The organism is Mangrovactinospora gilvigrisea (genome assembly GCF_001879105.1).
Lineage (GTDB): Bacteria > Actinomycetota > Actinomycetes > Streptomycetales > Streptomycetaceae > Mangrovactinospora > Mangrovactinospora gilvigrisea.
On the sequence record NZ_MLCF01000021.1, the window covers coordinates 1 to 23191 of the forward strand.

General features: G+C 74.0%; 18 protein-coding genes, 1 tRNA gene and 1 pseudogene. 14 read left to right on the plus strand and 6 right to left on the minus strand.

Annotated features, from left to right (window positions below; all coding sequences use genetic code 11):
- The 4 genes and pseudogenes from BIV57_RS24930 to BIV57_RS05595 form a co-directional block, all read left to right on the plus strand.
- A pseudogene (locus BIV57_RS24930) lies at nucleotides 1–475 on the plus strand (hypothetical protein); the annotation flags it as partial.
- Nucleotides 472–1017: a zinc finger domain-containing protein gene (locus tag BIV57_RS05585; RefSeq protein WP_071655529.1), complete on the plus strand. Its 546-nt coding sequence runs from the start codon at nucleotides 472–474 to the stop codon at nucleotides 1015–1017. The pseudogene BIV57_RS24930 and the gene BIV57_RS05585, both read left to right, overlap by 4 nt.
- Nucleotides 1018–1023: 6 nt before the next feature.
- Complete coding sequence (locus BIV57_RS05590; protein ID WP_336445432.1) at nucleotides 1024–1221, plus strand: helix-turn-helix transcriptional regulator; 198 nt, start codon at nucleotides 1024–1026, stop codon at nucleotides 1219–1221.
- A complete protein-coding gene (locus BIV57_RS05595; protein ID WP_071655530.1) occupies nucleotides 1215–2636 on the plus strand; it encodes a tyrosine-type recombinase/integrase in 1422 nt (473 codons plus the stop codon). Before BIV57_RS05590 ends, BIV57_RS05595 begins: the two co-directional genes overlap by 7 nt.
- 68 nt (nucleotides 2637–2704) lie before the next feature.
- Here the strand turns inward: BIV57_RS05595 and BIV57_RS05600 are convergent, their stop codons facing one another.
- The 3 genes from BIV57_RS05600 to BIV57_RS05610 form a co-directional block, all read right to left on the minus strand.
- Nucleotides 2705–5092, minus strand: coding sequence for a DUF7927 domain-containing protein (locus BIV57_RS05600; RefSeq protein WP_071655531.1), 2388 nt, complete (start codon nucleotides 5090–5092; stop codon nucleotides 2705–2707).
- A gap of 584 nt (nucleotides 5093–5676) precedes the next feature.
- A tRNA-Ser gene (locus BIV57_RS05605) sits at nucleotides 5677–5763 on the minus strand.
- Between the two features lie 63 nt (nucleotides 5764–5826).
- On the minus strand, nucleotides 5827–7479 hold the full coding sequence (locus tag BIV57_RS05610) for a trypsin-like peptidase domain-containing protein (protein ID WP_071655532.1): 1653 nt from the start codon (nucleotides 7477–7479) through the stop codon (nucleotides 5827–5829).
- Between the two features lie 317 nt (nucleotides 7480–7796).
- On the opposite strand from BIV57_RS05610, the gene BIV57_RS05615 reads away from it, so the two are divergent.
- The gene (locus tag BIV57_RS05615; protein WP_071655533.1) at nucleotides 7797–8294 is read left to right on the plus strand and encodes an ATP-binding protein; all 498 of its coding nucleotides are present in this window, start codon (nucleotides 7797–7799) and stop codon (nucleotides 8292–8294) included.
- A gap of 4 nt (nucleotides 8295–8298) precedes the next feature.
- On the opposite strand, the gene BIV57_RS05620 is transcribed toward BIV57_RS05615, so the two are convergent.
- Complete coding sequence (locus BIV57_RS05620) at nucleotides 8299–9303, minus strand: DUF5926 family protein (RefSeq protein WP_071655534.1); 1005 nt, start codon at nucleotides 9301–9303, stop codon at nucleotides 8299–8301.
- Nucleotides 9304–9780: 477 nt separating this feature from the next.
- On the opposite strand from BIV57_RS05620, the gene BIV57_RS05625 reads away from it, so the two are divergent.
- Nucleotides 9781–11433 (plus strand): LCP family protein, encoded by a 1653-nt coding sequence (locus BIV57_RS05625; protein WP_079170042.1) that lies wholly within the window; start codon nucleotides 9781–9783, stop codon nucleotides 11431–11433.
- Between the two features lie 39 nt (nucleotides 11434–11472).
- On the opposite strand, the gene BIV57_RS05630 is transcribed toward BIV57_RS05625, so the two are convergent.
- On the minus strand, nucleotides 11473–12108 hold the full coding sequence (locus BIV57_RS05630; protein WP_071655535.1) for a bifunctional DNA primase/polymerase: 636 nt from the start codon (nucleotides 12106–12108) through the stop codon (nucleotides 11473–11475).
- A 492-nt stretch (nucleotides 12109–12600) separates the two neighbouring features.
- On the opposite strand from BIV57_RS05630, the gene BIV57_RS05635 reads away from it, so the two are divergent.
- Both BIV57_RS05635 and BIV57_RS05640 read left to right on the plus strand, forming a co-directional pair.
- Complete coding sequence (locus tag BIV57_RS05635) at nucleotides 12601–13788, plus strand: DNA polymerase III subunit beta (protein WP_071655536.1); 1188 nt, start codon at nucleotides 12601–12603, stop codon at nucleotides 13786–13788.
- A gap of 70 nt (nucleotides 13789–13858) precedes the next feature.
- Nucleotides 13859–15307: an aminopeptidase P family protein gene (locus BIV57_RS05640; RefSeq protein ID WP_419185687.1), complete on the plus strand. Its 1449-nt coding sequence runs from the start codon at nucleotides 13859–13861 to the stop codon at nucleotides 15305–15307.
- Between the two features lie 3 nt (nucleotides 15308–15310).
- Here the strand turns inward: BIV57_RS05640 and BIV57_RS05645 are convergent, their stop codons facing one another.
- Nucleotides 15311–15868, minus strand: coding sequence for an ATP-binding protein (locus tag BIV57_RS05645; RefSeq protein WP_419185688.1), 558 nt, complete (start codon nucleotides 15866–15868; stop codon nucleotides 15311–15313).
- 230 nt (nucleotides 15869–16098) lie between these two features.
- Between BIV57_RS05645 and BIV57_RS05650 the strand changes: the two genes are divergently transcribed.
- The 6 genes from BIV57_RS05650 (at nucleotide 16099) to pheA (ending at nucleotide 23138) form a co-directional block, all read left to right on the plus strand.
- Entirely contained in the window at nucleotides 16099–16902 is an 804-nt protein-coding gene (locus BIV57_RS05650; RefSeq protein ID WP_071655539.1) for a hypothetical protein, read from the plus strand.
- A gap of 134 nt (nucleotides 16903–17036) precedes the next feature.
- Nucleotides 17037–17768 (plus strand): YcnI family copper-binding membrane protein, encoded by a 732-nt coding sequence (locus BIV57_RS05655; RefSeq protein WP_071655540.1) that lies wholly within the window; start codon nucleotides 17037–17039, stop codon nucleotides 17766–17768.
- An 87-nt stretch (nucleotides 17769–17855) separates the two neighbouring features.
- A complete protein-coding gene (locus BIV57_RS26605) occupies nucleotides 17856–19004 on the plus strand; it encodes a copper chaperone PCu(A)C domain-containing protein (protein ID WP_071655541.1) in 1149 nt (382 codons plus the stop codon).
- Nucleotides 19005–19026: 22 nt separating this feature from the next.
- Nucleotides 19027–20922, plus strand: coding sequence for a copper resistance CopC/CopD family protein (locus BIV57_RS25860; protein WP_245797443.1), 1896 nt, complete (start codon nucleotides 19027–19029; stop codon nucleotides 20920–20922).
- On the plus strand, nucleotides 20919–22163 hold the full coding sequence (gene efeB, locus BIV57_RS25865; RefSeq protein ID WP_071655542.1) for an iron uptake transporter deferrochelatase/peroxidase subunit: 1245 nt from the start codon (nucleotides 20919–20921) through the stop codon (nucleotides 22161–22163). The genes BIV57_RS25860 and efeB overlap by 4 nt, the downstream gene beginning before the upstream one ends.
- 33 nt (nucleotides 22164–22196) lie before the next feature.
- Nucleotides 22197–23138 (plus strand): prephenate dehydratase, encoded by a 942-nt coding sequence (gene pheA, locus BIV57_RS05675; RefSeq protein WP_071655543.1) that lies wholly within the window; start codon nucleotides 22197–22199, stop codon nucleotides 23136–23138.
- Nucleotides 23139–23191 lie beyond the last annotated feature (53 nt).

Consider the following 23191-nt stretch of genomic DNA (forward strand, 5'->3'; position numbering starts at 1 on the left):
GGAACCCCAACCGAACCCCTCGCGAGGGGTTCCCGATGGGTCCTACGCGCGCGCGTATTCCACTACCACTTCCACATCCACAGTTACCGACTCCGTCGGGGCGGCACAGCCGCCCGCGCCCGCCACGCCCAAGCAGCTGATCGCCGAGTGGATCGACCACTGCAGCCGGCGCCCGCCGGAGGACGTCATCGGAAAGACGGGCCGTCAGCTCCGCAAGCTCGTCGACGAGGGCCACGACCCCGACGACATCCGCAGCGCCCTGGCGGCATGGGCTGCCAAGGGCCTGGATCCCTCGGTGCTGCCATCGGTGCTCAACCAGGTGATGAACGCCGTGCCCGCCACAGGCGCCGCCGTCGTCCCCCTCCGCAGCCGGAACGGACCCGGCTCCGCGGCCGCATCGACCGCCGACCAGCGCGCCGCCGATGCCTTCGACCTCGCTGCCCGCCTCCAACGCCAGGAGAGCAATCCCGCATGACCCCGTCCGAAGCCGCCCGCCTGCTCGCCCACGTCGCCGCCTTCGACCGCCGCACCGTCGGCGAGTCCGACGCCCGCGCCTGGGCCGCCGCCCTCGAAGACCTCCCGCTGGACGACGACACGATGAAGGCCGTCGTCCGCTACTTCGCCGCCGAGAGCCGCTGGTTGATGCCCGCCGACGTCCGCACGGGCGTCAGGAAGATCCGGGAGGACCGCGCCCGCGACATCGTCGGCGCCGGCCAGCCCGCCGAGGTCCCCGACGCCGACCCCGACGACGTCCAGGGCTACCTCGCGGCCCTGCGCGATCAGCGCACCCGTGCCGCCGCCGGAGCGGTACTCCGCCCCCGCCCCGTCGCCGAGCTGATCGCATCCGCCGGCCGGCCAGTCGTCCGGCCGGCGACGGGCCCGCTGGCGGTGGCCTGCCCGCACTGCCACTCCGCGCGCGGCGAGCGCTGCCGCCTGCGCTCCGGTGGCCGCCTGATGTCCGACTACCACCCCAGCCGCTACGACGCCGCCCAAGCCGCTGCCACCGAGGGGAAGTGACCGCTCGTGCCCAGGAAGTTCGAGAAGCTCATGAAGTTGAGCGAGGTCCTGGCGTACCTGGACATCGACCGCGCCACCTTCTACCGGTGGCGTGCGAAGGGGCAGGCCCCGCGCTGCATCCGGCAGCCCAGCGGCCAGCTGCGGTTCCGCCCGGCCGATGTGGAGGCCTGGCTCGCCGCCCGGGGGGAGGAGCCTCTGTGCTGACCTACGACGTCGACGTCTGGGGCATCACCGTGCGCAAGGGCCGCAACAAGCCCTACGTGGTCCGGTGGCGGGTAGGCCGCAGCACGTTCAACAAGGGCTACCGCCTGCGGCCCCAGGCCGACGGCCGCCGCACCGAGCTGCTCCAGGCCCTGCGCAAGCGCGAACGCTTCGACGAGGAGACCGGCCTTCCCGAGTCCGAGGTGCGCGAGTTGAACACGGCGAGTTGGTACGAGCACTCGCTCGCCTACATGGCGATGAAGTGGGCCAGCGTCGGTGCCAAGCACCGCGCCGGCCTCGGCGACATGCTGCTGGCCGTCACGCCGGTGCTCGTGACGGGCCGCAAGGGCGGCCGACCCGAGCGGAAGGAACTGCGTCTGGCGCTGCGTCTGTGGGCCTACCAGCTCGTCCCGGGGCCCGAGGGGCGGCGGGTGCCCAGAATCGCGGTGGAGGAGCCGCCAGAGGCTGTAGGGCGGGTCCTCCAGTGGGTCGCGGCGAACTCGCTGCCGCTGCCTGATGCGGCCAGGTCCGATCCGATGCGGGCCGCTCTGGAGGCGATCACGCTGCGGCTGGACGGCGAACGGGCTGCGGAGAACACCATCCGCCGGCGCTGGAACGCTCTGCACAACGCGCTCAACTACGCCGTGGAGCGCGGGCAGCTGCCGTCCAACCCCCTGGACGCGATCGACTGGACGGTGCCGAAGACGGAGGACGAGGTCGACTTGCGGTACGTCCCCGGCCCGCGCCAGTCCCGCTCGCTCATCGAGGCTGTCCGCGGTCAGGGCGCGCGTGGCGAACACCTGAGGGCGTTCTTCGGCTGCATCTACTTCGCGGCGACCCGCCCCAGCGAGGCCGCGATGCTCAAGAAGGCCGACTGCGTGCTGCCGGGGACCGGGTGGGGCGAGCTGATCCTCGCCTCGACCCGGCCCGAGGTCGGCTCGGGGTGGACCGACGACGGCGGCCCCTACGAGGACCGCGGGCTGAAGCACCGGGCCCGCAAGACCACCCGCTCGATCCCCATCCCGCCGGAGTTCGTCCGGATGCTGCGCGAGCACATCGAGGCCCACGGCACCGCCCCCGACGGCAGGCTCTTCAGCGCGGTCCGCGGTGGACGGGTGTCGTCCAACGAGTACACGGCCGTCTGGAAGAAAGCCCGGCAGGTTGCCCTGACCGCCGCGGAGGCGGACTCGCTGTTCGCGGACGTGCCGTACTCGCTGCGGCACGCGGGCATCTCCCTGTGGATCAAGGCCGGCGTGGACCCGGTCGAGGTCGCCGAGCGCGCCGGCCACAGCCTCGCGGTGCTCTACCGGATCTACGCGAAGCTGCTGAAAGGGAACCGCAAGGCGTCCAACGAGCTGATCGAGAAGGCCCTTGAGGACGAGCCGCAGGAGGATCCGGAGGATCCCCCCAGGCGATAGAGGTTCCGTGGGTCGGAGCTCGCGGGGACGGGCGCCGCGGTCTTGTTGCCGCGGCGCCCGCACGCGGTTCAGCCGCGCGTGCCTCGGCGCCGGAGGGCGGCGGTGAGGAAGAGGCCGCCGAGCAGGGCGCAGCCGGCGGCGATGCCCAGGACGGTCGTCAGGTCCTGGACGCCGGTGCGGGGCAGGGCGGCGCCGGCCGGGCCGGGCTTGCCCGGGTGCACCGTCGGTGTCGGGGTCGGGGTCGGCTTCGGGGTGGGGGGTGTCACCTTCGGGCCGGCGGTGCAAAAGGCGTCGGTGCTGCCCTTGGGGCAGGTGGAGCTGTTCGGGCCGACCACGGTGTTGGCGAGGTTGCCGTCGCCGCGGTCCACCTGGTCGACGGTGACGGAGAAGGTGATGACGGCGGTGGCGTTCGGGGCCAGGTCGCCGGTCCAGGTCAGCGTGGGCCTGCTGTAGGTGACGGTGCCGGTGCTGGCCTTCGCGTCGTTGTTGTAGGCCGCGTCGTCCAGCAGCGGCGTCAGGTCGTCGGTCAGCGTCGCCCCGCGCGCTTGCGCGGCGCCCTTGTTGACGGCGGTCAGGGTGTAGGTGACCTTCTGCCCGGGCTTGACGCTGCTGGCCGGGTCGGCCTTCTTGGTGACGTCGATCCAGGTGATCGGGACGGTGGTGCTGCACGGCGGCGCCGCGGCCGCGGTGCCGGTGCAGTTGGAGTCGCTGGGGCCGGTGACGGTGTTGACCAGTTGGGCGGGCGGGGCGATGCCGGCCTTCTTGACGGTCACGCTGTAGGTGAGGGTGGCCTTCTGGCCGTGCTTCAGGTCCCCGGTCCACGTCAGCTTGGGTTCGGCGTAGGCGGGGGTGCCGGTGGTCGCGCTCGCGTCGTTGTCGTAGTCGGCCTTCTCCAGCACCCCGGTCAGGTCGTCGGTGAAGGTCGCGCCGGTGTAGTCCGCGCCGACGTTCTCGGCGGTGACGGTGTAGGTGACCTTGCCCCCGGGCTCGGCGCTGGCCGGGTCGGCGGTCTTGCTCAGCTTCAGGTAGGTGACCGGGACGGTCACCGAGCTCTCGTTGGATTTGACCTCGGTGCCCGTGGGGTTGGTCCCGGCGGCCTGCGCGGTGTTGGTGAAGTCGCCCTTGGAGTCCACATCGGCGGCGGTCAGCGTGTGGGTGCCGGTGCAGGTCATGGTCGAGCCGGGCTGGCCGGCGGGTGCCAGCGTGGTGCTCGGGCAGGAGATGTCGCTGATGGAGGGGTCGGTGACGGCGACGTCGTCCAGCTGCAGCGCGCCGCCGTTGGTGACCACGAACTGGTACGGCACTGTCGCGCCGACCTGGTAGGTGGCCGGTTGCGGGGTGGTGTGGTCGATCTGCTTGACGAGGTTGAGGTCGCTGAGCGGGTTGATCGTCGAGACTTTGACGCTGCGGATCAGGTGGGTGTCGTTGGCCCCGCCGGTGCTGGCGGAGTACCCGAACTTGTAGGTCGGGGGCACCTTGTCGGTCATCGTGTACTGCAGCACCTGCGTGCCGTCGATCATCACCGTCACGGTGGGGTAGTCGCCGGGGCTGACGGTGATGTCCACCAGCCGCTCCGCGTCGGCCAGGGAGGTGCCGCGCAGGTTGACCGGCAGGGTGCTGGCACCGGAGGCGATGGTGCTGGTCAGGTAGCAGTAGCCGTCCAGGCCCTGGCCGGGGCCGCGCAGGGTGACGGTGTTGGGCACCCGCTTGTCGTTGGGGGCGGGGGTGGGGCAGCCCTGGCCCTGGCCGTTGACGTTGGTGGCGTAGTTGCCCCAGGAGTCCAGGCCCACCCCGAGGTATCCGCCGTTGGCGCCGGGCGCGTTCTGGCCGATGCCCTGGGCGTAGCCCAGCGCGCCGCCGGCGGCGCCGGTCTGGGTCAGGGTCTTGGAGCCGTCGCTGAGGAAGAAGCCGATGCCGTCCGCGGTGGATCCGCCGTACTGGTACTGCTTGAACTGCACGTGCAGTCCGGCGTTGGCGGGGATGGCCTGGTTGTAGACGATCCCGCCGACCTCGTTGCCTTGGGTGTCGGTCAGCTGCAGGTAGCCCGGCGTGGTGCCGGCGGTGGGGGCGTTGACGGTGTGGGTGGTGCAGCCGCCCAGGCCGTTGGAGGCGGTGGCGGTCGAGGCGGCGCCGGTCAGGCAGGCGCTGTTGAGGCCCATGAAGTTCGGGTCGGCCACCGTGGCGCCCTCGAAGGTCTCGTCGACCAGCGTGGTGCCGTCGCCCGCGCGGGCGTGGGCCCCGGAGCGGCCGGCGAGGGAGCGGGCGTGCTCCGCGTGGACTGGAGGTGCGGCCGCGGCCGACGAAGCGCTGGCGAGGGTTGCCGGGCCGTGTGCGGCCGCGGGCGCTGAGCTCAGGCCGCCGGCCGCGGAGCCCAGGAGCAGGACGCCGAGCAGCCCGGCAGCCGGCAGCCGGCCGACCCGACGGCGGTGGTGGTGGGGAAGGACGCGCGGAAGCATCGCGTGCCGTCTCGCTTTCCCGGCCGCCGCGGCAGCAGCCGCCGAGACGCACCGATCATTTCTGCAGGAACATGCCAGATCTTGATCGGAAACTTACGCACCATCACAAGTGCACTACGCACTGCCACGGCGGCCATGCTCGGCATTTCACCCGGCTGCTGGACGAGTACACGGCCGCCTGGAAGGAGGCCCGGCAGGTTGCGACGACTCCCGCGGAGGCGGACTCGCCGTTCGCGGACGTGCCGTACTCGCTGCGGCACGCGGGCATCTCCATGCCGATCAAGGCTGGAGTGAACCCGGTCGAGGTCGCCGAGCGTGCTGGCTGCCGAAGGGGAACCGCAAGGCGTCCAACGAGCTGATCGAGAAGGCCCTTGAGGAGGATCCGGAGGAGCCCCCCGAGGACTCCTGAGCACGTCAGCAGCCGTGCCGGAGACGGCAGGAGCGGCCGAAGTCGGCACACAGATGGCACACTGACGGTGCATCAGCCTGCGACAGATACGCACTCCAGTGCGACAGTAATCGAAAAGAGAGGGGTGCCCGATTGTTCCGGACACCCCTTCTCATCTGCGCTTATCTGCGCTGTGCGGTGAGGGTGGGATTCGAACCCACGGTGGCCGCGAAGCCACGATGGTTTTCAAGACCATTCCCTTAGGCCGCTCGGGCACCTCACCCCGTCGGCCCCCACCCTAACGGGTCGGGGGCCGACGGGGGATCAGGTCGCGGTCGCCGCCCGGTCAGGAGCCGGCGTCGCCGACCCGCTTGCCCAGCGTGATCTGCGTGGTGTGGTTCTGGCCGCCGCGGGTGTACTCCACGCCGACCGTCTCGCCCGGCTTGTGCGACCAGATCTCGCTGACCAGCGTCGGCCCGCTGTCGATCGGCACGCCGTCCAGCTTGGTGATGACGTCGCCCGCCTTCAGACCGGCCTTCGCCGCCGGGCCGTTGGGGGTGACCGCCGGGGTGCCCTGGATGGCGTGGGTGGCGATCTGCGCGCCGTTGCCGCTGTAGTCGTCGTTCCGCAGCACGCCGATGACCGGGTAGACCGGCTTGCCGGTCTGGATCAGGTCCTGGGCGACCCGGCTGGCCTGGTTGATCGGGATGGCGAAGCCGAGGCCGATCGAGCCGGACTGCTGGGTGGAGCCGCCGAACGGCGAGTTGCCGCCGCCGCTGTCCGAGGTGCGGATCGCGGAGTTGATGCCTATCACCGCGCCGTTGGCGTCGAGCAGCGGGCCGCCCGAGTTGCCCGGGTTTATCGGGGCGTCGGTCTGCAGGGCGTTCATGTAGGAGGACTGCCCCGAGGAGGACCCGCCCTCGCTGCTGCTGGAGGCCACCGGGCGGTTCTTCGCCGAGATGATGCCGGTGGTCACCGTGCCGCTGAGGCCGTACGGGGCGCCGATGGCGATGGCGTTGTCGCCGACCGCCACCTTGTCGGAGTTGCCGAGCGCCAGCGGCTTGAGGTTGCGGCTGCCGGCGCCGTCCAGCTTCACGACGGCGACGTCGTAGCCGGAGGCGCGTCCCACCACGCTGGCGTTGTAGCTCCGCCCGTCGGAGAAGGTGACGGTCAGCTTGCCGCCGCCGGCCGCGGGCGCGACCACGTGGTTGTTCGTCAGGATGTGGCCCTGCTTGTCGTAGACGAAGCCGGTGCCGGTGCCGGACTCCTGGGAGCCCTCGGCCTTGATGGTGACCACCGACGGCAGCGCCGCGTTGGCGATCCCGGCGACGCTGTGCGGCGAGCGGTTGAGGTTCGCCTGGTCGGCCTGGGAGGAGACGGTGGTGCTGCCGCTGCTGTCGGAGTGGCTGGTCGCGTAGGAGCCGATGCCGCCGCCGATACCGCCCGCGACCAGCGCCGTCACCAGCAGCGCGGCGGCGATCAGGCCGGCGCGGCGGTTCTTGGGCTTCGCCGGGGCCGCGCCGAACGGGGGCGGCTGGGCGCCCCAGACGGTGCCGCCCGGGTACTGCGGCGGGGGCGGCGTCGCGGCGCCCTCCGCGCCGAAGCCGTAACCGCCGGCGCCGCCGCCCGCGCCGGGCTGGGGCTGCCCGAACGGGTCGTGCGCACCGGGGCCGGGCTGGCCGGGGGCGGTGGGCTGGCCGGCGGTGGGCTGGCCGGGCGTGGTGGGCGGGCCGGCCTGGCCGCCGTACGGGTTCTGCGGGCTGGGCTGCTCCTGGTGGTGCGCGGGGCCGGGCTGCGCCTCCTGCCGCGGGGCCCGGTCCGGCTCACGCTGAGGTTCCGACGTCCGCGCCGCGCCGTCGCCCGCGCCGCGCGGCTCGTCCTGGGGCCGCTCCGCGCCGGGCTGGTAGGCGGGGGGCGGCGGCAGGTCGGGACCACCCGAACCGGCGTTCGGCTGCCCGCCGACCGGTCCGTTGATGTCCTCGCCGCGTTCACTGCTCACAGCTGTGCCTCCCCTGAATACCTGTCACGTCGTTTCTCAGCTTGACCGAGACCCGGTGTGTCCACGGTAAGCGTGTTGCTTCGGGCCTCTCCGGGCCGCTTACCCCGACGATATGTTCGATACCCGTGCCGATTGTCCGCGGGGGCCTTCGGGCCTGTACCTGTGTAACCTCCGGGTCACAAGCCCTCAACACCGTCTTCGGCCCCGTTTCCCCATGACATGGCACGGGCATCCAACTCTCGACGCCGGACGGAGGAGGTACGGGGGTGACGACGGTGACTGCTGACCGCAGAGTTTCGCACAGTGCATCGGCAACGATGCTGCTTCCGCACGGCCCGGCCGGGGTGAGCAGGGCGCGCCGCCGCCTCACGGCGGATCTGACCGCGCTCGGCGTCCCCGAGTCCGCGGTCGACGACGCCGCGCTGGTCCTCTCCGAACTGCTCAGCAACGCGTTCCGGCACGGGCGTCCGCTGGACGGCCGGCCCGACGCGGAGCTGAGCCGCGGCGAGCACGGCGGGATCATAAGGGTGTCCTGGCAGGTGGACGGGCCCGCGCCCGGCGACGTGGTGACGCTGGAGGTCACGGACGGCGGGGGGCCGACCCTCCCGCGGACGCCGCGGCCCTCGCTCACCGCGCACGGCGGCCGGGGCCTGGGCATCGTCGAGGCGCTCTCCCTCGACTGGGGCGTCCGCGACCGCGCCGCGGAGACCACGGTCTGGTCGACCGTCGCGCTCCGGCCCGGAGCGGCGCCGGCCCGCCGCCCGGGCGGCCGCTCCAACGGCAGAACGGCCTCCGGGTGGGGGCGGCGGGCCTGACCGGTCAGGAGAGGGTGATCTGCCGGTTCGTCAGCCCCGAGCGGGCCCGGCGCTCCTCGGCGGTGAGCGGGGCGTCCGCGGCCAGCGCCTTCTCGAAGCGCCCGAGCCACTCCGCCGCCGGCCCCTCGACCGCCTCCGCGGCCATGTCGGTCGGCAGGTCCCACACCGGCACCGCCAGGCCGTGGGCCCGGAAGGAGCCGACGAACCGGGTGCCCTCGCCGAGCCCCGCCTCGCCGGCGGCATACAGCCGGGCGACGGCGTCCAGCAGCCGCTCCTCGTCGTGGGGCAGCACCCACCGCAGGTGGTTCCGCTCGCCGGCCGCGCACCAGTAGGCGGCCTCCAGGCCGCCGCCCAGCCGCACCGTCGGGATCACCGTGGCGTTGGCGCGGTCCAGCGACTCGCGCACCTCGGCGGCCGGCTCCGCGCCGTCCGCGAGCGCCTGGTCGAGCCAGAAGTCGAAGCCCTCGTGGACGGCCGGCTCCAGCACCGCCGACGGGTCGAGGACGTCCTGCAGCCGCGGCGCGCCCGGCTCGGCGCGGCCCGCGGCGACCGGCGAGCCCGGCTCGGTGGCCAGCGCGGCGAGCAGCGCCTGCGCCGCGTCCCGGCTGGCGTCGCCGGTCGCCGCGTTGGTCTGCAGCCCGACCAGCACCGTCCCGTCCGCGCGGCGCAGCGCGGGCCACGCCATCGGCAGCACGGTGGCCAGGACCACTCGAACGGGGCCGTCCCCGACCGCATGTTCGAGATATTCCGGACGAACCGTCAGCTCGGCAGTCGCCGCGGGGACCAGCTCGCGAAGCGCGATCCAGTCGGCCTCGCCGGCGAGGCCCTCGAAGGGGCGCCGCACCAGCTCCTGCGCGGCGTGCGAGGCGGCCCGACCGTGGCAGGCCTTGTAGCGGCGGCCGCTGCCGCAGGGGCAGGGCTCCCGGGCGCCGACGACCGGCACCTCGCCGTTCTCGAGCTGCTCCCGGCCCGCGGAACCCCGCGCGGCCTGCGCCTTCCTCTTGCCCATCTTCGCGGCTCTCCTGCTCTGTCCGGTCCCACTGGCGCGCGGTGGCGCGCAGCACTGACGGCCTGCAGCCTACTGAGCCCGCGGGGCGGTGCGCGGCGCACGCAAAAGGCCCGATCGCTGGCGACGGGGGATGCACCAGCGACCGGGCTGGTTCCCACCGTAACAACCCGCGGCCCGGATGCAAAAACCCCCGAGGCCGCGACACGCCGTCGCCACGCGCCGTGTTGACGTCGTATCGGCCAGCGGAGTTGGACATGCCAGAGCGGAATCGGCGTGAAACCACCCACGCCCGGTTCACCCGATCCCGTGGAGTTTGCTCGGGATTCGGTTGAGCGCAGCGGCACCGGCCGATGACCGACCGTCATCCGGTGCTGTGACTTTCCCAGAAATTACAAATCGAGCACAGGTATCCAACGGATCGGGCCTTAGGCTGCCCCACCTGACGTTTTCTTGTCCCCTGCAGGGAAAGGCCGTTCGATGACGACCGACGTCCGTGCCCGTGCCGATGGCCGGCGGAGCCACGCGTCCCCCGCCGCATCGGGCCGCGGAAGCGGTGGGCGCCGACGCCGCCGGAAGCCCCGCAGCCGCGCCGGCCGGTTCTTCAAGTGGACCGGCGGCATCCTCGCCGTCGTCGTCCTGCTCGGCGCCGGCGGCGCCTACGCCTACTACCGGCACCTCAACGGCAACCTGCAGCACAACGCCGGGGACCTCACCCTCGGCGACACCCCGATGCACAAGTCGAAGGCCAACGCCGCCGGGCAGACGCCGCTGAACATCCTGCTCATCGGCAACGACAGCCGGGCGGGCAAGGAGAACGTCAAGCTCGGCGGCTCCGCCGCGGACGCCGCCCGCAAGCCGCTCGCCGACGTCGAGATGCTGCTGCACGTCTCCGCGGACCGCAGCAACGCCTCGGTGCTGAGCATCCCGCGCGACACCCGCGTCGACATACCGGAGTGCAAGGACGGCAAAACCGGCCAGAAGTACCCGGCCGGCAGCGCCCCGATCAACACCAGCCTCCAGCACGGCGGCCCCGGCTGCACCGTCGCCACCTGGTACAAGCTGACGGGCATACCGATCGACCACTACATGATGGTCGACTTCTCCGGCGTGGTGGACATGGCCGACGCGGTCGGCGGGGTGCCGGTCTGCGTCAAGTCCAACGTCCACGACCCCGACTCGCACCTGAGGCTCACCAAGGGGACGCACACCATCCAGGGCGTCACCGCGCTGGAGTGGCTGCGCACCCGGCACGGGTTCGAGGACGGCAGCGACATCGGCCGCACCCACGCCCAGCACATGTACCTCAACGCGCTGCTCCGCAAGATGAAGTCGGACTCCACGATGGGCAGCCCGAGCAAGCTCACCTCCCTCGCCGAGCAGGCGACCAAGAAGGTCTCGGTCGACAAGGGCATCGACAGCATCGGCAGGCTCTACAGCCTGGGCACCACGCTGAAGAAGGTCGACCTCGACCGGATGACCATGCTGACCATGCCGTGGGCGCCCGACCCGCAGGACCCGCAGGCGCACGTGGTGCCGACCTCGGACGCCAAGCAGCTGTTCGCGATGGTCCGCAACGATGTGCCGCTGGACAAGAACGGCAAGCCCAAGAAGGCGGGTTCGACGTCCTCCTCGGGCGCGTCTCCGGCCGGCTCCGGCTCCGCCGCGGGCGGCGGCGCCACGTCCGGCTCCTCGTCCGGCGCCTCGGCCTCCGCCGCCGACACGTCCTCGATCGCGGTGTCGGTGCAGAACGCCTCCCTGACCCCCGGGCGCGCCAAGTCGCTCACCCAGGGCCTCGTCAAGCAGGGCTTCGGCAAGGCCGTCAACGGCGGCAACGCCCCCACCCAGGGGTCGGACACCAGCACCGAGCTCGTCTACCCCACCGGGAACACGCAGGCCAAGGCGGACGCCACGGCCGTGGCCGGCGCGCTGCGCATCCCGACCAGCGCGGTGAAGGCGGCCTCGGACGTGCGGCAGGTGACGCTGCGGGTGGGCGCCGACTGGCCGAGCGGCGACGACTACAGCTCGGCGCTGCCCAAGGCCGGCTCGGTGCCGAAGAGCGCCAGCGCGCAGAGCGCCGACGACTCCACGGCCTGCATGACCGTCAACACCGCCGGCGGCTACACCTTCTGACCGCCGGCCGGCGCCCCGCGGGGGTGCGCACGCCTCGGCTCACACGAGGCGGCGCGCCCCCGCGACCACGTCGCCCATCAGCTCCACCGCGTCGGGCAGCTCCGGCATCCCCTGCGCGTCCAGCTCGGGCAGACGGCCCCAGCGCACCACCCCCGAGCCCCCGCGGCTCGGCGGCAGCGTCACCCAGCCGCCCTCGCCGTGGAAGCGGACGGTGCCGGGCACCCACTCGAAATCGCTGAGCAACTCGCCCAGCTGCTCGAAGGAGTAGGGGCGCATCAGCCAGACCACCCGGGAGGGCGTCACCACCACCGGGCCGCGGCCGAGGGTCATCATCCCGGCCCGCTGGGCGGCCCGCGGCAGGCTCACCGCGGCGACCCTGGAGCCGGTCGCGACCAGCAGCGGGGCGTCCGGGCGGGCCGTCCACCACCAGCGCACCATCCGGGGGTCTGCGGTCGCCGCGAGCAGCGGGGGGTCCAGCGGGTGCTCGCCGGGGAAGGGGCACTCCTCGCCCCGCCGGCAGACGCAGGCTCCCGACCCCTGCGGATCGAGGCCGGCGCCCGGCAGAACGGGCCAGTTCCATTGCTCGGCACAGCGCAGGGCCGCGGCCGAGACCACGGTGCGGCGCGCCCGACGCCGACGACCCGGGTTGCTCCGATTCCAACGCATGGCGCGCATGGACGCTCGTCCCTTCCGTTACTTCGCGGAGCACAGCAGGTGTTGTTCGTGGCGGAGCATGGTGCAGGGCGTGCGTGTTGGTGCCTGTCGGTACCTGTTGCTGCGTGATTCGCCGTTTCGCTCGATCCCCAGCGCATCACGGGACGCCTGGCGCTGTGAAGTGGCGCCGGCCTGGCGCCGGGTGGCGATTCGTCAATCTAGTCCGTACTCGGGTTTCGCATGGGACGGACGGGGGGAGTGTGTCGGTCTGAGCGTCGTCACACGTCGCCAAACTCTGCCCCACCAGCGAGGACGCCGGTCGCCTTGCCACCGGTTGCGGGCAATCTCACATCACTGCGTACTCCATCGTACGGCCCCGGAGGGGCGGACGGGCCCGCGGCCGGGGGCGCATCGGCGCACGCCGCGGCGAGCCGGGGCGCGGACCGCGGCGCTCCGGTTCGACGTCCCGCAACGCCGCGCCGCACTGTCGGACCCGCGTGCGAATGTCGGGGTATGGAACCCCTCGCGTTCGAGCTCGAGTTGGACGGCGCCGCCTGGGCCGAGGCGCTCGGCTGGGCGGCCCGCGCGCTGCCCCCGCGCCCCGCGCTGCCGGTGCTCGCCGGGCTGCTGGTGGAGGTGCCCGGCGAGCCGGGGGACGGCGAGCCGTCCGGCCCGCCCGCGGTCTCCTGCTTCGACCACGAGGTGGCGGCCCGCGCCCAACTCCCCGCCGAGGCGGTGCTCGCGGCGCGCGGCGCCGGCCGGGTGCTGCTGCCCGGCCGTCCGCTCGCCGAGTTCGCCCGGGCGCTGCGCGGCGGCCCCGTCGTGCTGCGCGTCGGCCATCCGGAGGGCGGCGCGGCGGAGGCCGAACTGGTGGGCGGCGGCGCCCGGTTCGCGCTCGCCGCGCTGCCGCTCGACGAGTACCCGACGGCCCCGCCCGGCCCGCCGCCGGCCGGCACCGTCCCCGGCCCGGAGCTCGCCGAGGCGGTCGCCCAGGTGGCCCGCGCCGCCGGGCGGGACGACACCGTCCCCGCCCTCACCGGCATCCTGCTGGAGGCCGACGGCGCGACGCTGACGCTCTCCGCCACCGACCGCTACCGCTTCGCCCGCCGCACCCTGCCCTGGTCGCCGATCGGGGCGGCCGGCCCGCACACCGCGCTCATCCCGGCCCGGCTGCTGGAGGGCCTGGCCCGCACCTTCGGCGGCACCGAGGTCGAGCTCGCCTTCGGCGCCGAGGACGACGGCGGCGGCGAGGGCCTGCTCTCCCTCGCCTACGGCGCCCGCCGGCTGACGACCCGCCTGCTCACCGGCCGCCTCCCGGGCTTCGCCCGGCTGATGCCCGATCCGGCCGAGGCGGCCACCACCGTCGAGGCGGACGCGGCCGAGCTGGCCGCCGCCGTCCGCCGGGTGATGCTCGCCGCCGACCAGCAGACGCCGCTGCGCGTCCGCTTCCACGAGGACTCCGTCGAGCTCGGCGTCTCCGACGCGGGCTCGGGCGTGCGCGGCCACGAGCGGGTCGCCGCCCGCCGCACCGGCCCCGCGCTGGAGACGGCCTTCACGGGGGAGTGGCTGCGGGACGGCATCGAGGGCGTCGCCGCCGAGCGCGTGCTGCTGCACGCCACCACCCCCACCCGCCCCGTCCTGCTCACCGCCCCCGAACCGGCCGACTACCACTACCTGCTCTCCCCCCGGCGCGTCTCCTAGCTGCCTTGCGGGTGCCGGGGGGACGCGGGACCTGTTCACCGGCCGAAATCCGCGTCCTAGCATGGAACGCGTGACCGACGAAGACCCGAAACCCCGCAAGAACGGCCTCTACCCTGCCGTCTCCGACCCGCTGAAGGACTTCATGCGGTCCGGCTGGTCCGACACCGAGCGGCACGGCCTCGCCCCGGACCCGCAGGCACCGCACGCGGCGCGCCGCCGCGCCGCGCTCTCCGCGGCCTTCGCCGGCGAGCGCCTGGTCGTCCCCGCGGGCCACCTCAAGACGCGCTCCAACGACACGGAGTACCCCTTCCGCGCCGCCTGCGAGTACGTCCACCTCACCGGCGACCAGACCCAGGACGCCGTGCTGGTGCTCGAACCGAACACCTCCGGCGGCCACGACGCCACCGCCTACCTGCTGCCCCGCTCCGACCGCGGGAACGGCGAGTTCTGGCTCGACGGCCAGGGCGAGCTGTGGGTCGGCCGGCGCAACAGCCTCGCCGAGGGCGAGCAGCTGCTCGGCCTCCCCTGCCGCGACGTCCGCAAGGTCGCCGAGGAGCTGAAGGCGGCCGACCCGGCGGTGCCCACCCGCATCGTCCGCGGCCACGACGCCGCCCTGGAGGCCGCGCTCGCCGACCGCCTGGACGCCGCGCGCGACGCCGAACTCGCCGTCTTCCTCCACGAGCTGCGGCTGGTGAAGGACGCCTGGGAGGTCGAGCAGCTGCAGAAGGCCGTCGACTCCACCGTCCGCGGCTTCCACGACGTGGTCGGCGTCCTCGACCGGGCCGCCGCCACCTCCGAGCGGTACATCGAGGGCACCTTCAACCTGCGCGCCCGGGTCGAGGGCAACGACGTCGGCTACGGCACCATCGCCGCCTCCGGCCCGCACGCCTGCACCCTGCACTGGGTGCGCAACGACGGCGCGGTCCGCCCCGGCGACCTGCTGCTGCTCGACGCCGGTGTGGAGACGGACACCCTCTACACCGCCGACGTCACCCGCACCCTGCCGGTCTCCGGCCGCTTCACGGAACTCCAGCGGAAGATCTACGACGCGGTGTACGACGCCCAGGAGGCCGGTATCGCCGCCGTCCGCCCCGGCGCCAAGTACCGCGACTTCCACGACGCCGCCCAGCGGGTGCTCGCCGAGCGCCTGGTCTCCTGGGGCATCCTCGAGGGCCCGGTCGAGCGGGTCCTGGAGATCGGCCTGCAGCGCCGCTACACCCTGCACGGCACCGGCCACATGCTCGGCCTGGACGTGCACGACTGCGCGGCGGCCCGCACCGAGGCGTACGTCGGCGGCACGCTGGAGCCCGGCATGGTGCTCACCGTCGAGCCCGGCCTCTACTTCCAGCCGGACGACACCACCGTCCCCGAGGAGTGGCGCGGCATCGGCGTCCGCATCGAGGACGACGTGCTCGTCACCGAGGACGGCCACCGCAACCTCTCGGCGGGCCTGCCCCGCACCTCCGCGGACGTGGAGGCCTGGCTCGCCGAGCACGCCGGCCTGCCGGCGGCCGAGTGACCCTCAGGACGCCCTGAGCAGCGCGCGGGTGGCGGCGCCGGTACCGGGCCGCCACCGCAACGCCTTGTCGAAGGTCACCACGGCGCCGCGGCACGGGTGGTTGGTGAACCGGACGTGGTCCATCAGCGAGCTGATCAGGAACAGCCCCCGGCCGCACTCCGCGGTCGGGTCGGCCGGCAGCACCGCCAGCGGCTCGCTGTACTGGCCGAACGCCTCGTCGAAGGCGTCGTAGTCGGGATAGTCCGCGTAGTCGGAGCAGAAAAGAGCCGCGGCGTCGGAGAGGAACCATTCCTGGTCCTGCTCCTCGTCCGCGGCGAGGTCCTGGCCGTCGACGGGATGGGGGTCCGGTCCGAAGCCGGGCCCGAAGTCCACCACCTCCACGCCGCAGCGCTCGCCGTCGATGGTCACCGTCACCCGGTACTCGTCGGGAGCGCCGTGGCCGGCGTGCTCCACGGCGTTGGCGCACGCCTCGCTCAGCGCCACGCACAGGTCCTGGGAGACCTGCGCGTCCACGCCGACGGAGTCCATGGTGCCGAGCAGAATCCTGCGTGCCAGCGGCACGCTCGCAGCCTCGCGTCTCAGGTGGATGGTCCACCGGATGTTCATCGCTCCAGCCTCCTGGCTGCGGCTCCACATATGGATACGTATTGCCGCCGCTACGGTGAGCTAAGCGTGTTGTCAGGCCGACGGCACCCGATCGGCCCACGATCGGGCGGGGAGATTGCCCCACTGGGCCCCGTCCCAGGGCCCCCTACAAGGCGGCGACAGCCCCGTGGGACGATGTGACCGCTATGACAGGCCTGCCGGATTCCGCGCGCGGTGCGCGGCGCACCGCGTCCGCGGCGGCGCCGGGCTTCCGGCTGCTCCGCGGTGGCCTGTTCGCGCTGGTCTGCGTGGGCCTCGCGGCCGCCGGCCACTCCCTGTCCGCCCCCGGCGCACCCCCGATACCGGTGGCCGCACTGGCCGCCGCCTTCGCGGCGGTGGCCTGTACGGCGGCCGCGCTCGCCGGGCGGGAGCGCTCCACGGTCTCCATCGCCGCCGGCCTGACTGTGGGCCAACTGGCCCTGCACATGCTCTTCATGGCCGCCCAGTGCGGCACCTCCGGTGCCGCCGCCACCCGCTCCGCGGCCGACCGGATCGCGGCCGGCCTGCTGTGCGGGGGGCATGCGCACGGCGCGGACGCCGTCCGGCTGGTGCGGCAGGCGGGGCTCGACGGGATGCTGCGGCAGCAGGCCGCGGCACACGCCTCGGGCGGCATGGCGGGGATGGCGGGAGCCGGGCACGCCGTCGGCACCGCGGTGCTCGGGCTGACGCCCGCGATGATCGCGGGCCACGCCCTGGCCGCGCTCGCCGCCGGCTGGTGGCTGCGGCGCGGCGAGGCCGCGCTCTGGCTGGTGGTGCGGCTGGCGGCGCGCGCCGCGGGGGGCCTGCGGCTCGCCCTGGCGCTCGCGTCGGCGCTGCTGCTCGGCACGCCGGGCCCGCGCCCGCGCCGCGTCCGCCGCCCCCGCAGGCCCCATCTCCCGGCCACCCTCACCCTGCTCCGCCACACCACCACCCGCCGCGGCCCTCCGGTGGCGTACGCGCCCGCAGTCTGACGACGCGCCCCCAAGGGGGCGCGGGGAACTGCGCGAGTGAGGACCGCGGCCGGACGCCCGGGAACCCACCGCGCGAACTGTGGCGCGCCTCCGCATCCTGCCAAATTCACGCGCGTACACCACCGGAGCACCGCATGAACCGCATCCGCAGGCTCTCCCTGGCCGGCGCCGCCGCCGGCGTCGCCGTCCTCGGCCTGGCCGTCCCGGCCAGCGCGCATGTGACGGTCAATCCGTCCAGCGCCCCGCAGGGCAGCTACAGCACCCTGGCGTTCAAGGTCCCCAACGAGAAGGACAACGCCGACACCGTCAAGGTCGAGGTGTACTTCCCGACCGACCACCCGCTCGCCTCGGTGAGCGTCCAGCCGGTCCCCGGCTGGACCGCCACCGTGCAGAAGACCACGCTCAAGACGCCCATCAAGACGGACGACGGCACGGTCACCCAGGCCGTCTCCAAGGTGACCTGGTCCGGCGGGAAGATCGCCCCCAACCAGTTCCAGCAGTTCACCGTCTCCGCCGGTCCGCTGCCGTCCGACGCCAAGAGCCTGACGTTCAAGGCCCTGCAGACGTACAGCGACCAGGGCGGCAAGGATGTCGTGCGGTGGATCGAGCCGGCGCAGGCCGGCCGGCCCGAGCCGCAGAACCCGGCGCCCGTCCTCACCCTCACCCCGGCGTCCTCGGGCGACGCCGCGACCGGCGCTTCCGGCGCCGCCGCGACCAGGGCCGCCGCCCCGGCGTCCGCCGCGTCCTCGGACAGCGACGGCACCGCCCGCGGCCTGGCCGTCGCGGCGCTGGTGGTCGGCGCGGCCGGAGTCGCCGTGGGCGCCTTCGGGTTCCGCGCCGCCCGCCGCGGCCGCGCCGGCTCCTGACACCGCCCCAGGGGCGGCGGCCCGGCCGCCGCCCCTCCCCCTCGGACCGCCAATCCACCCCTCCCGCACGGAAGTCCTGATCCCGCCATGCTCCCCAGCTCCACCACCCCGGACCGCACCCGGACCCGCCGCCCCAGGGCGCTCGCCGTCGCCGCGGCCGCCGCGGCCGCCGCCGGCGCCCTGGTCCTCGCCGGCTGCTCCAGCTCCGGCTCCGACTCGGCCGCGACCGTCTCCTCGCACCCCTCTCCGAAGTCCGTCTACCGGGCGACGGCGCTCGACACCCCGTGGGCGAAGCCCGACGTGACGCTCACCGACACCTCCGGCAAGCCCTTCAACCTGCGCAAGGACACCGCCGGCAGGACGACGCTGCTCTACTTCGGCTACACGCACTGCCCGGACGAGTGCCCGACGACGATGGCCGACATCGCCGTGGCGCTCCAGCAGCTGCCCAAGGCCGAGCAGCAGAAGGTCGACGTCGTCTTCGTCACCACCGACCCGGCGCACGACTCGAAGAGGACCATCCGCACCTGGCTGGACTCCTTCAGCAGCCATTTCATCGGCCTCACCGGCGACTTCAAGACGATCCAGGGCGCGGCCCGGAAGGTCGGCATCGGGGTCTCCCCGGCCACCGTCGCCAAGGACGGCTCCATCACCGCCGTGCACGGCACCCAGGTGGTGCCGTTCGCGCCGGACGGCAAGGCGCACGTCATCTTCATGAACGACCAGTCCACGCCGCAGACCTTCGCCCACGACCTGCCGCTGCTCATCAACGACGTCCCGCCGGGCGGCGGCTCCGGCAAGGGCTCCGCCGGCGGCGCCGAGAGCCAGGCCTCGGCCGCCGCCAAGGGCGCCACGCACACCCCGCCGAAGCTGACGGTGAAGCAGCAGTACGTGCCGAAGCCGGCGGCCGGCGGCATGGCCGCGGCCTACCTCACCGTCGCCAACTCCGGCGGCACCACGGACCGTCTGACGCGGGTGACCAGCCAGGACGCCACCACGGTCACCATGGACACCACCAGCGGCGGCAGCATGCAGGAGGTCACCGGCTTCAATGTGCCGGCCGGCGGCACCCTCGCGCTCGCCCGCGGCGGCAACCACCTGATGCTCCAGGGGCTGAAGAAGCCGCTCAAGGAGGGCGGTTCGATCACGCTGCGGCTGACGTTCGCGCAGTCCGGGCCGCGCACCGTCACGGTGCCGGTCGAGTCGATGACGTACCGGCCCGGCTCGGCCGGCTGACCGGCACAGGGGGCGAATTCCGGTGACGATACGTCGGGTCTCCCGATGGGCGACGACGCTGCTGGCGGCGGCCGCCGCCGCGCTGGTGCTGCTGCTGGCGGGCGCGGCGCCGGCGTCCGCGCACGCCCAGCTGGAGAGCTCCACGCCCGGGCAGGGGCAGACGCTGGGCGCGTCCGCCGCGCCGGGCCAGGTGGTGCTCACCTTCAGCGAGTCGGTGACGCTGCGCGCGGACGACGTCCGGGTCTTCGCGCCCAACGGCTCGCGGGCCGACACCGGCGGGACGGGCCACGCCGGCGGCCGCACCGACACCGCCCGGGTGGCGCTGCGGTCCGGGCTGGCCCAGGGCACCTACACGGTGGCCTGGCAGGCGATCTCGGCGGACACCCACCCGGTGGGCGGCGCCTTCACCTTCAACATCGGCCACGCCTCGGCGACCACCGCGGCGCCCGGCGAGAAGCCGGCCGTCGGCGGGACGGCGGCGGTGGAGTGGGCGTACCAGATCGCCCGCGGGGTGGCGTACGCGGCGTTCGCGCTGCTCGTCGGCGGCTCGGCGTTCGTGCTGCTGCTGTGGACGCGGGGGGTGCGGCGCCCGGACGTGCAGCGGCTGCTGCAGGGCTCCTGGGCGGCGCTGCTGCTCTCCACGGTGGCCGTGCTGCTCCTCTACGGTCCGCACACCGCGGGCGGCGGGCCGGGGAAGGCGCTCTCCTACTCCCTGATCCGCAGCACGCTGGGGACCCGGCTGGGGACGGCGCTCGGGATGCGGCTGCTGCTGCTCGCGGTCTTCGCCGTCTTCCTGTCGGTGCTGGCGGTGCGGCTGGGCAGGGCGAAGGACGTCACCGCCGGTCCGGGCCGCGACCTGCGCTGGGCGCTGGGCCTGGTGGGGGCGCTGCTGGCGTGGGGGCTGGCGGCGACCTGGTCGGCGGCCGACCACGCCGCGGTGGGCATCCAGCCGGGGCTGGCGCTGCCGCTGGACATGGTGCACCTGATGGCGATGGCGCTGTGGCTGGGCGGGTTGACGACGATCCTGCTGACGCTGCGCGGGACGGACGAGCGGGTGCCGGCGGCGGCCGTCCGGAAGTTCTCCAGGATGGCCCTGTGGTGCGTGGCCGCGCTGGCGGCGACCGGGACGTACCAGTCCTGGCGCCAGGTCGGCACCTGGTCGGCGCTGTACGAGACGGACTACGGACGCACCCTGCTCATCAAGCTCCTCCTCGTCGCCACCATCGTCGGAGCCGCCGCGGCCTCCCGCAGACTCGTCGCCCAACTCACGGACAGCACCCCGGCGGTCGGCGCCCCCGGCGGGGTGGAGTGCCGGGGCGAAGGGGCGGCAACAGCGAGCACCACCAAGCGCAAGGCCGAACTGGAGCGCCAGCAGAACGCCCGAACCGCGGCGGCACGCCGCCGCGCCGAGCGCCTCGACCCGACCCCCGCCCTCCTCCGGCGCTCCGTCCTCACCGAGACCGCCCTCGCGGTCGCCGTCCTCGCCGTCACCACCGTCCTCACCAACAGCAACCCGGCCCGCAACGAGGCCGCCGCCGCCAAGTCCCCGTCCCCGGCGGCCACCCGCCGCGCGGCCCCGCAGAACACCGTCACCATCCCCTTCGACACCGGCGGCGCCAACGGCCGCGGCACGGCCGATGTCACCCTGGATCCCGGACGGACCGGCGGCAACACCCTCCATGTGCTGCTCGCCACCCCGTCGAAGAAGCCCATGGACGTCGCCGAACTGGACGTCGGCCTGACCCTGCCCGCCCGCGACATCGGCCCGATCCCCGTGAAGACGAACCACCTCGACACCGGCCACTACGCCGCGAGCAGCGTCTCCGTCCCCATGCCGGGGCGCTGGCGCGTCGCGATCACCGTCCGCACCTCCGCGATCGACGAGATCACCGTCTACGGCCAGGTGACGGTCCGTTGAGCGAGCCCGAATCCCCCGGCCCCGTCACCCGCCGCAGGCTGCTCGGCACCGCCGCCGCAACCGCCGCCGCCGGCCTCGCCGCCGGCGCCGGGGGTGCCGCCGCCGCCCAGGCGCTGACCGCCGCGCCGGCGCCCACCCCGCTCACCGCGGTGGGCACCGACCGCGTGCCCTTCCACGGCGCCCACCAGGCCGGCATCGCCCAACGCGCCCAGGCGGTCGGCCAGCTGGCCGCCTTCGACCTGCGCCCGGCGGGGCGGTCCCGCCGCGCCCTCGCCGCCCTGCTGCGCCGCTGGACGGCGGCGGCCGCCGCGATGGCCGAGGGCAGGCCGCCGTCCGACGACGACCAGGTGGCGCTGGACGCGGGCCCGTCCCGGCTCACCGTCACCTTCGGGCTGGGCCGCTCGCTCTTCGCCCGGGTCGACGGCCTCGGCGACCGGCTCCCGGCGGCGCTCGCGCCGATCCCGGCCTTCGGCCAGGACCAGCTGGACCCGGCGCGCTCGGACGGCGACCTGTTCGTGCAGATCGGCGCGGACGACCCCAACGTCGCCTGGCACGCGCTGCGCACCGTGCAGCGGCTGGCCCGGGGGACCGCCGCCGTCCGCTGGCAGATGTCCGGCTTCAACCGGGCGCCCGGCGCGGCCACCGTCGACCGCACCCCGCGCAATCTGATGGGCCAGGTCGACGGCACCGGCAACCCGGCCTCGCTCGGCAAGGTCTGGGTGCCGCGGTCGTCCGGGGACCAGGCGTGGATGCGCGGCGGCTCGTACGCGGTGGTGCGCCGCATCCGGATGCTGCTGGACGACTGGGACGAGCTGGACGGGGGCCGCCAGGAGGCGGTGATCGGCCGGCGGCGGTCCACCGGCGCGCCGCTCTCCGCGCCGGCGCACGCGCCCGAGAGGACGCCGATGGACCTCGCGGCGACCGGCTCCGACGGGCTGCCGGCGATCGCCGCCAACGCCCACATCCGGCTGGCGGCGCCGCAGTCCAACGGCGGGGCGACGCTGCTGCGGCGGACGTTCTCCTTCCACGACGGCTACGACCCGGACGGCGCCCCGGACGCGGGGCTGCTCTTCGTCGCCTGGCAGGCGGACCCGCGCACAGGCTTCGTCCCCGTCCAGCGCCGCCTGGACCGCGGCGACGCGCTCTCCGTCTTCGTCCGCCACGTCTCCAGCGCCCTGTTCGCCGTCCCCCCGGGCTGCGCCCCGGGCGAGTACGTGGGCCAACCCCTCCTGGAGGCCTGAATGGGACAGCGAGCCGGCGACTAACCTGACTCCATGGCACCAGCCCCGCACGCCGCGCAGTCCTACGTCTACCTCGGCCCCTCCGGCACCTTCACGGAGGCGGCCCTCCACACCCTCCCCGAGGCCGCCACCCGCGAGCTCCTCCCCCTCACCTCCGTCCCGGCCGCGCTCGACGCGGTCCGCCGCGGCGAGGCCGCCGCCGCGTTCGTCGCGCTGGAGAACTCCGTGGAGGGCCCGGTCCCCGGCACCCTCGACGAGCTGGCCGGCGGCGAGCCGCTGACCATCTTCCGCGAGGTGCTGCTGCCCATCGAGTTCGCCCTGCTGGCCCGTCCGGGCACGGAGTTCGGGGACATCAAGACCGTCACCGGCCACCCCGTCGCGCAGAGCCAGGTGCGCCGCTGGCTGGGCACCGAGCTGCCGGACGCGGAGTGGGAGTCCGCCGCGTCCAACGCGGACGGCGCGCGGATGGTCTCCGAGGGGCGCTACGACGCGGCGTTCGCCGGGGAGTTCGCGGCGGCGCAGTACGGGCTCGTCCCGCTGCGCACCGGGATCAACGACGCGGCGTCCGCCACCACCCGCTTCGTGCTGGTCGGGCGGCCCGGCCGGCCGCCGGCGCGCACCGGCTCGGACCGCTCGACGGTGGCCATGTGGCTGGCGGAGGACCACCCGGGCGCGCTGCTGGAGCTGCTCCAGCAGTTCGCGGTGCGCGGCGTCAACATGTCCCGGATCGAGTCCCGTCCGACGGGTGAGGGGCTGGGCCGCTACTACTTCATCGCGGACTTCGACGGGCACATCGACGACCTGCGGGTGGGCGAGGCCCTGATGGGGCTGCACCGGATCTGCCCCAAGGTGCGCTTCCTGGGCTCGTATCCGCGGGCCGACCGCGCCGAACCCCGGCTGGGGCAGGGGACTTCGGACGCGGAGTTCCGGGCCGCCCACGACTGGCTCGCCAACTGCCGCGACGGACGGGCCTGAACGACCCGCCCCACCAGCTTTTTCCACAGCCCCAGGGGGAGTTGTCCACAGGC

What these genes read in the sequence shown, in the direction of transcription:
- BIV57_RS05635 (WP_071655536.1), top strand. Translation starts at nt 12,601, where the DNA reads ATGGAACCCCTCGCGTTCGAGCTCGAGTTGGACGGCGCCGCCTGGGCC.
- BIV57_RS05620 (WP_071655534.1), bottom strand. Translation starts at nt 9,303, where the DNA reads ATGGGCAAGAGGAAGGCGCAGGCCGCGCGGGGTTCCGCGGGCCGGGAG.
- BIV57_RS05655 (WP_071655540.1), top strand. Translation starts at nt 17,037, where the DNA reads ATGAACCGCATCCGCAGGCTCTCCCTGGCCGGCGCCGCCGCCGGCGTC.
- BIV57_RS05625 (WP_079170042.1), top strand. Translation starts at nt 9,781, where the DNA reads ATGACGACCGACGTCCGTGCCCGTGCCGATGGCCGGCGGAGCCACGCG.
- BIV57_RS05650 (WP_071655539.1), top strand. Translation starts at nt 16,099, where the DNA reads ATGACAGGCCTGCCGGATTCCGCGCGCGGTGCGCGGCGCACCGCGTCC.
- BIV57_RS05615 (WP_071655533.1), top strand. Translation starts at nt 7,797, where the DNA reads ATGCTGCTTCCGCACGGCCCGGCCGGGGTGAGCAGGGCGCGCCGCCGC.
- pheA (WP_071655543.1), top strand. Translation starts at nt 22,197, where the DNA reads ATGGCACCAGCCCCGCACGCCGCGCAGTCCTACGTCTACCTCGGCCCC.
- BIV57_RS05630 (WP_071655535.1), bottom strand. Translation starts at nt 12,108, where the DNA reads ATGCGCGCCATGCGTTGGAATCGGAGCAACCCGGGTCGTCGGCGTCGG.
- BIV57_RS05600 (WP_071655531.1), bottom strand. Translation starts at nt 5,092, where the DNA reads ATGCTTCCGCGCGTCCTTCCCCACCACCACCGCCGTCGGGTCGGCCGG.
- BIV57_RS26605 (WP_071655541.1), top strand. Translation starts at nt 17,856, where the DNA reads ATGCTCCCCAGCTCCACCACCCCGGACCGCACCCGGACCCGCCGCCCC.
- BIV57_RS05585 (WP_071655529.1), top strand. Translation starts at nt 472, where the DNA reads ATGACCCCGTCCGAAGCCGCCCGCCTGCTCGCCCACGTCGCCGCCTTC.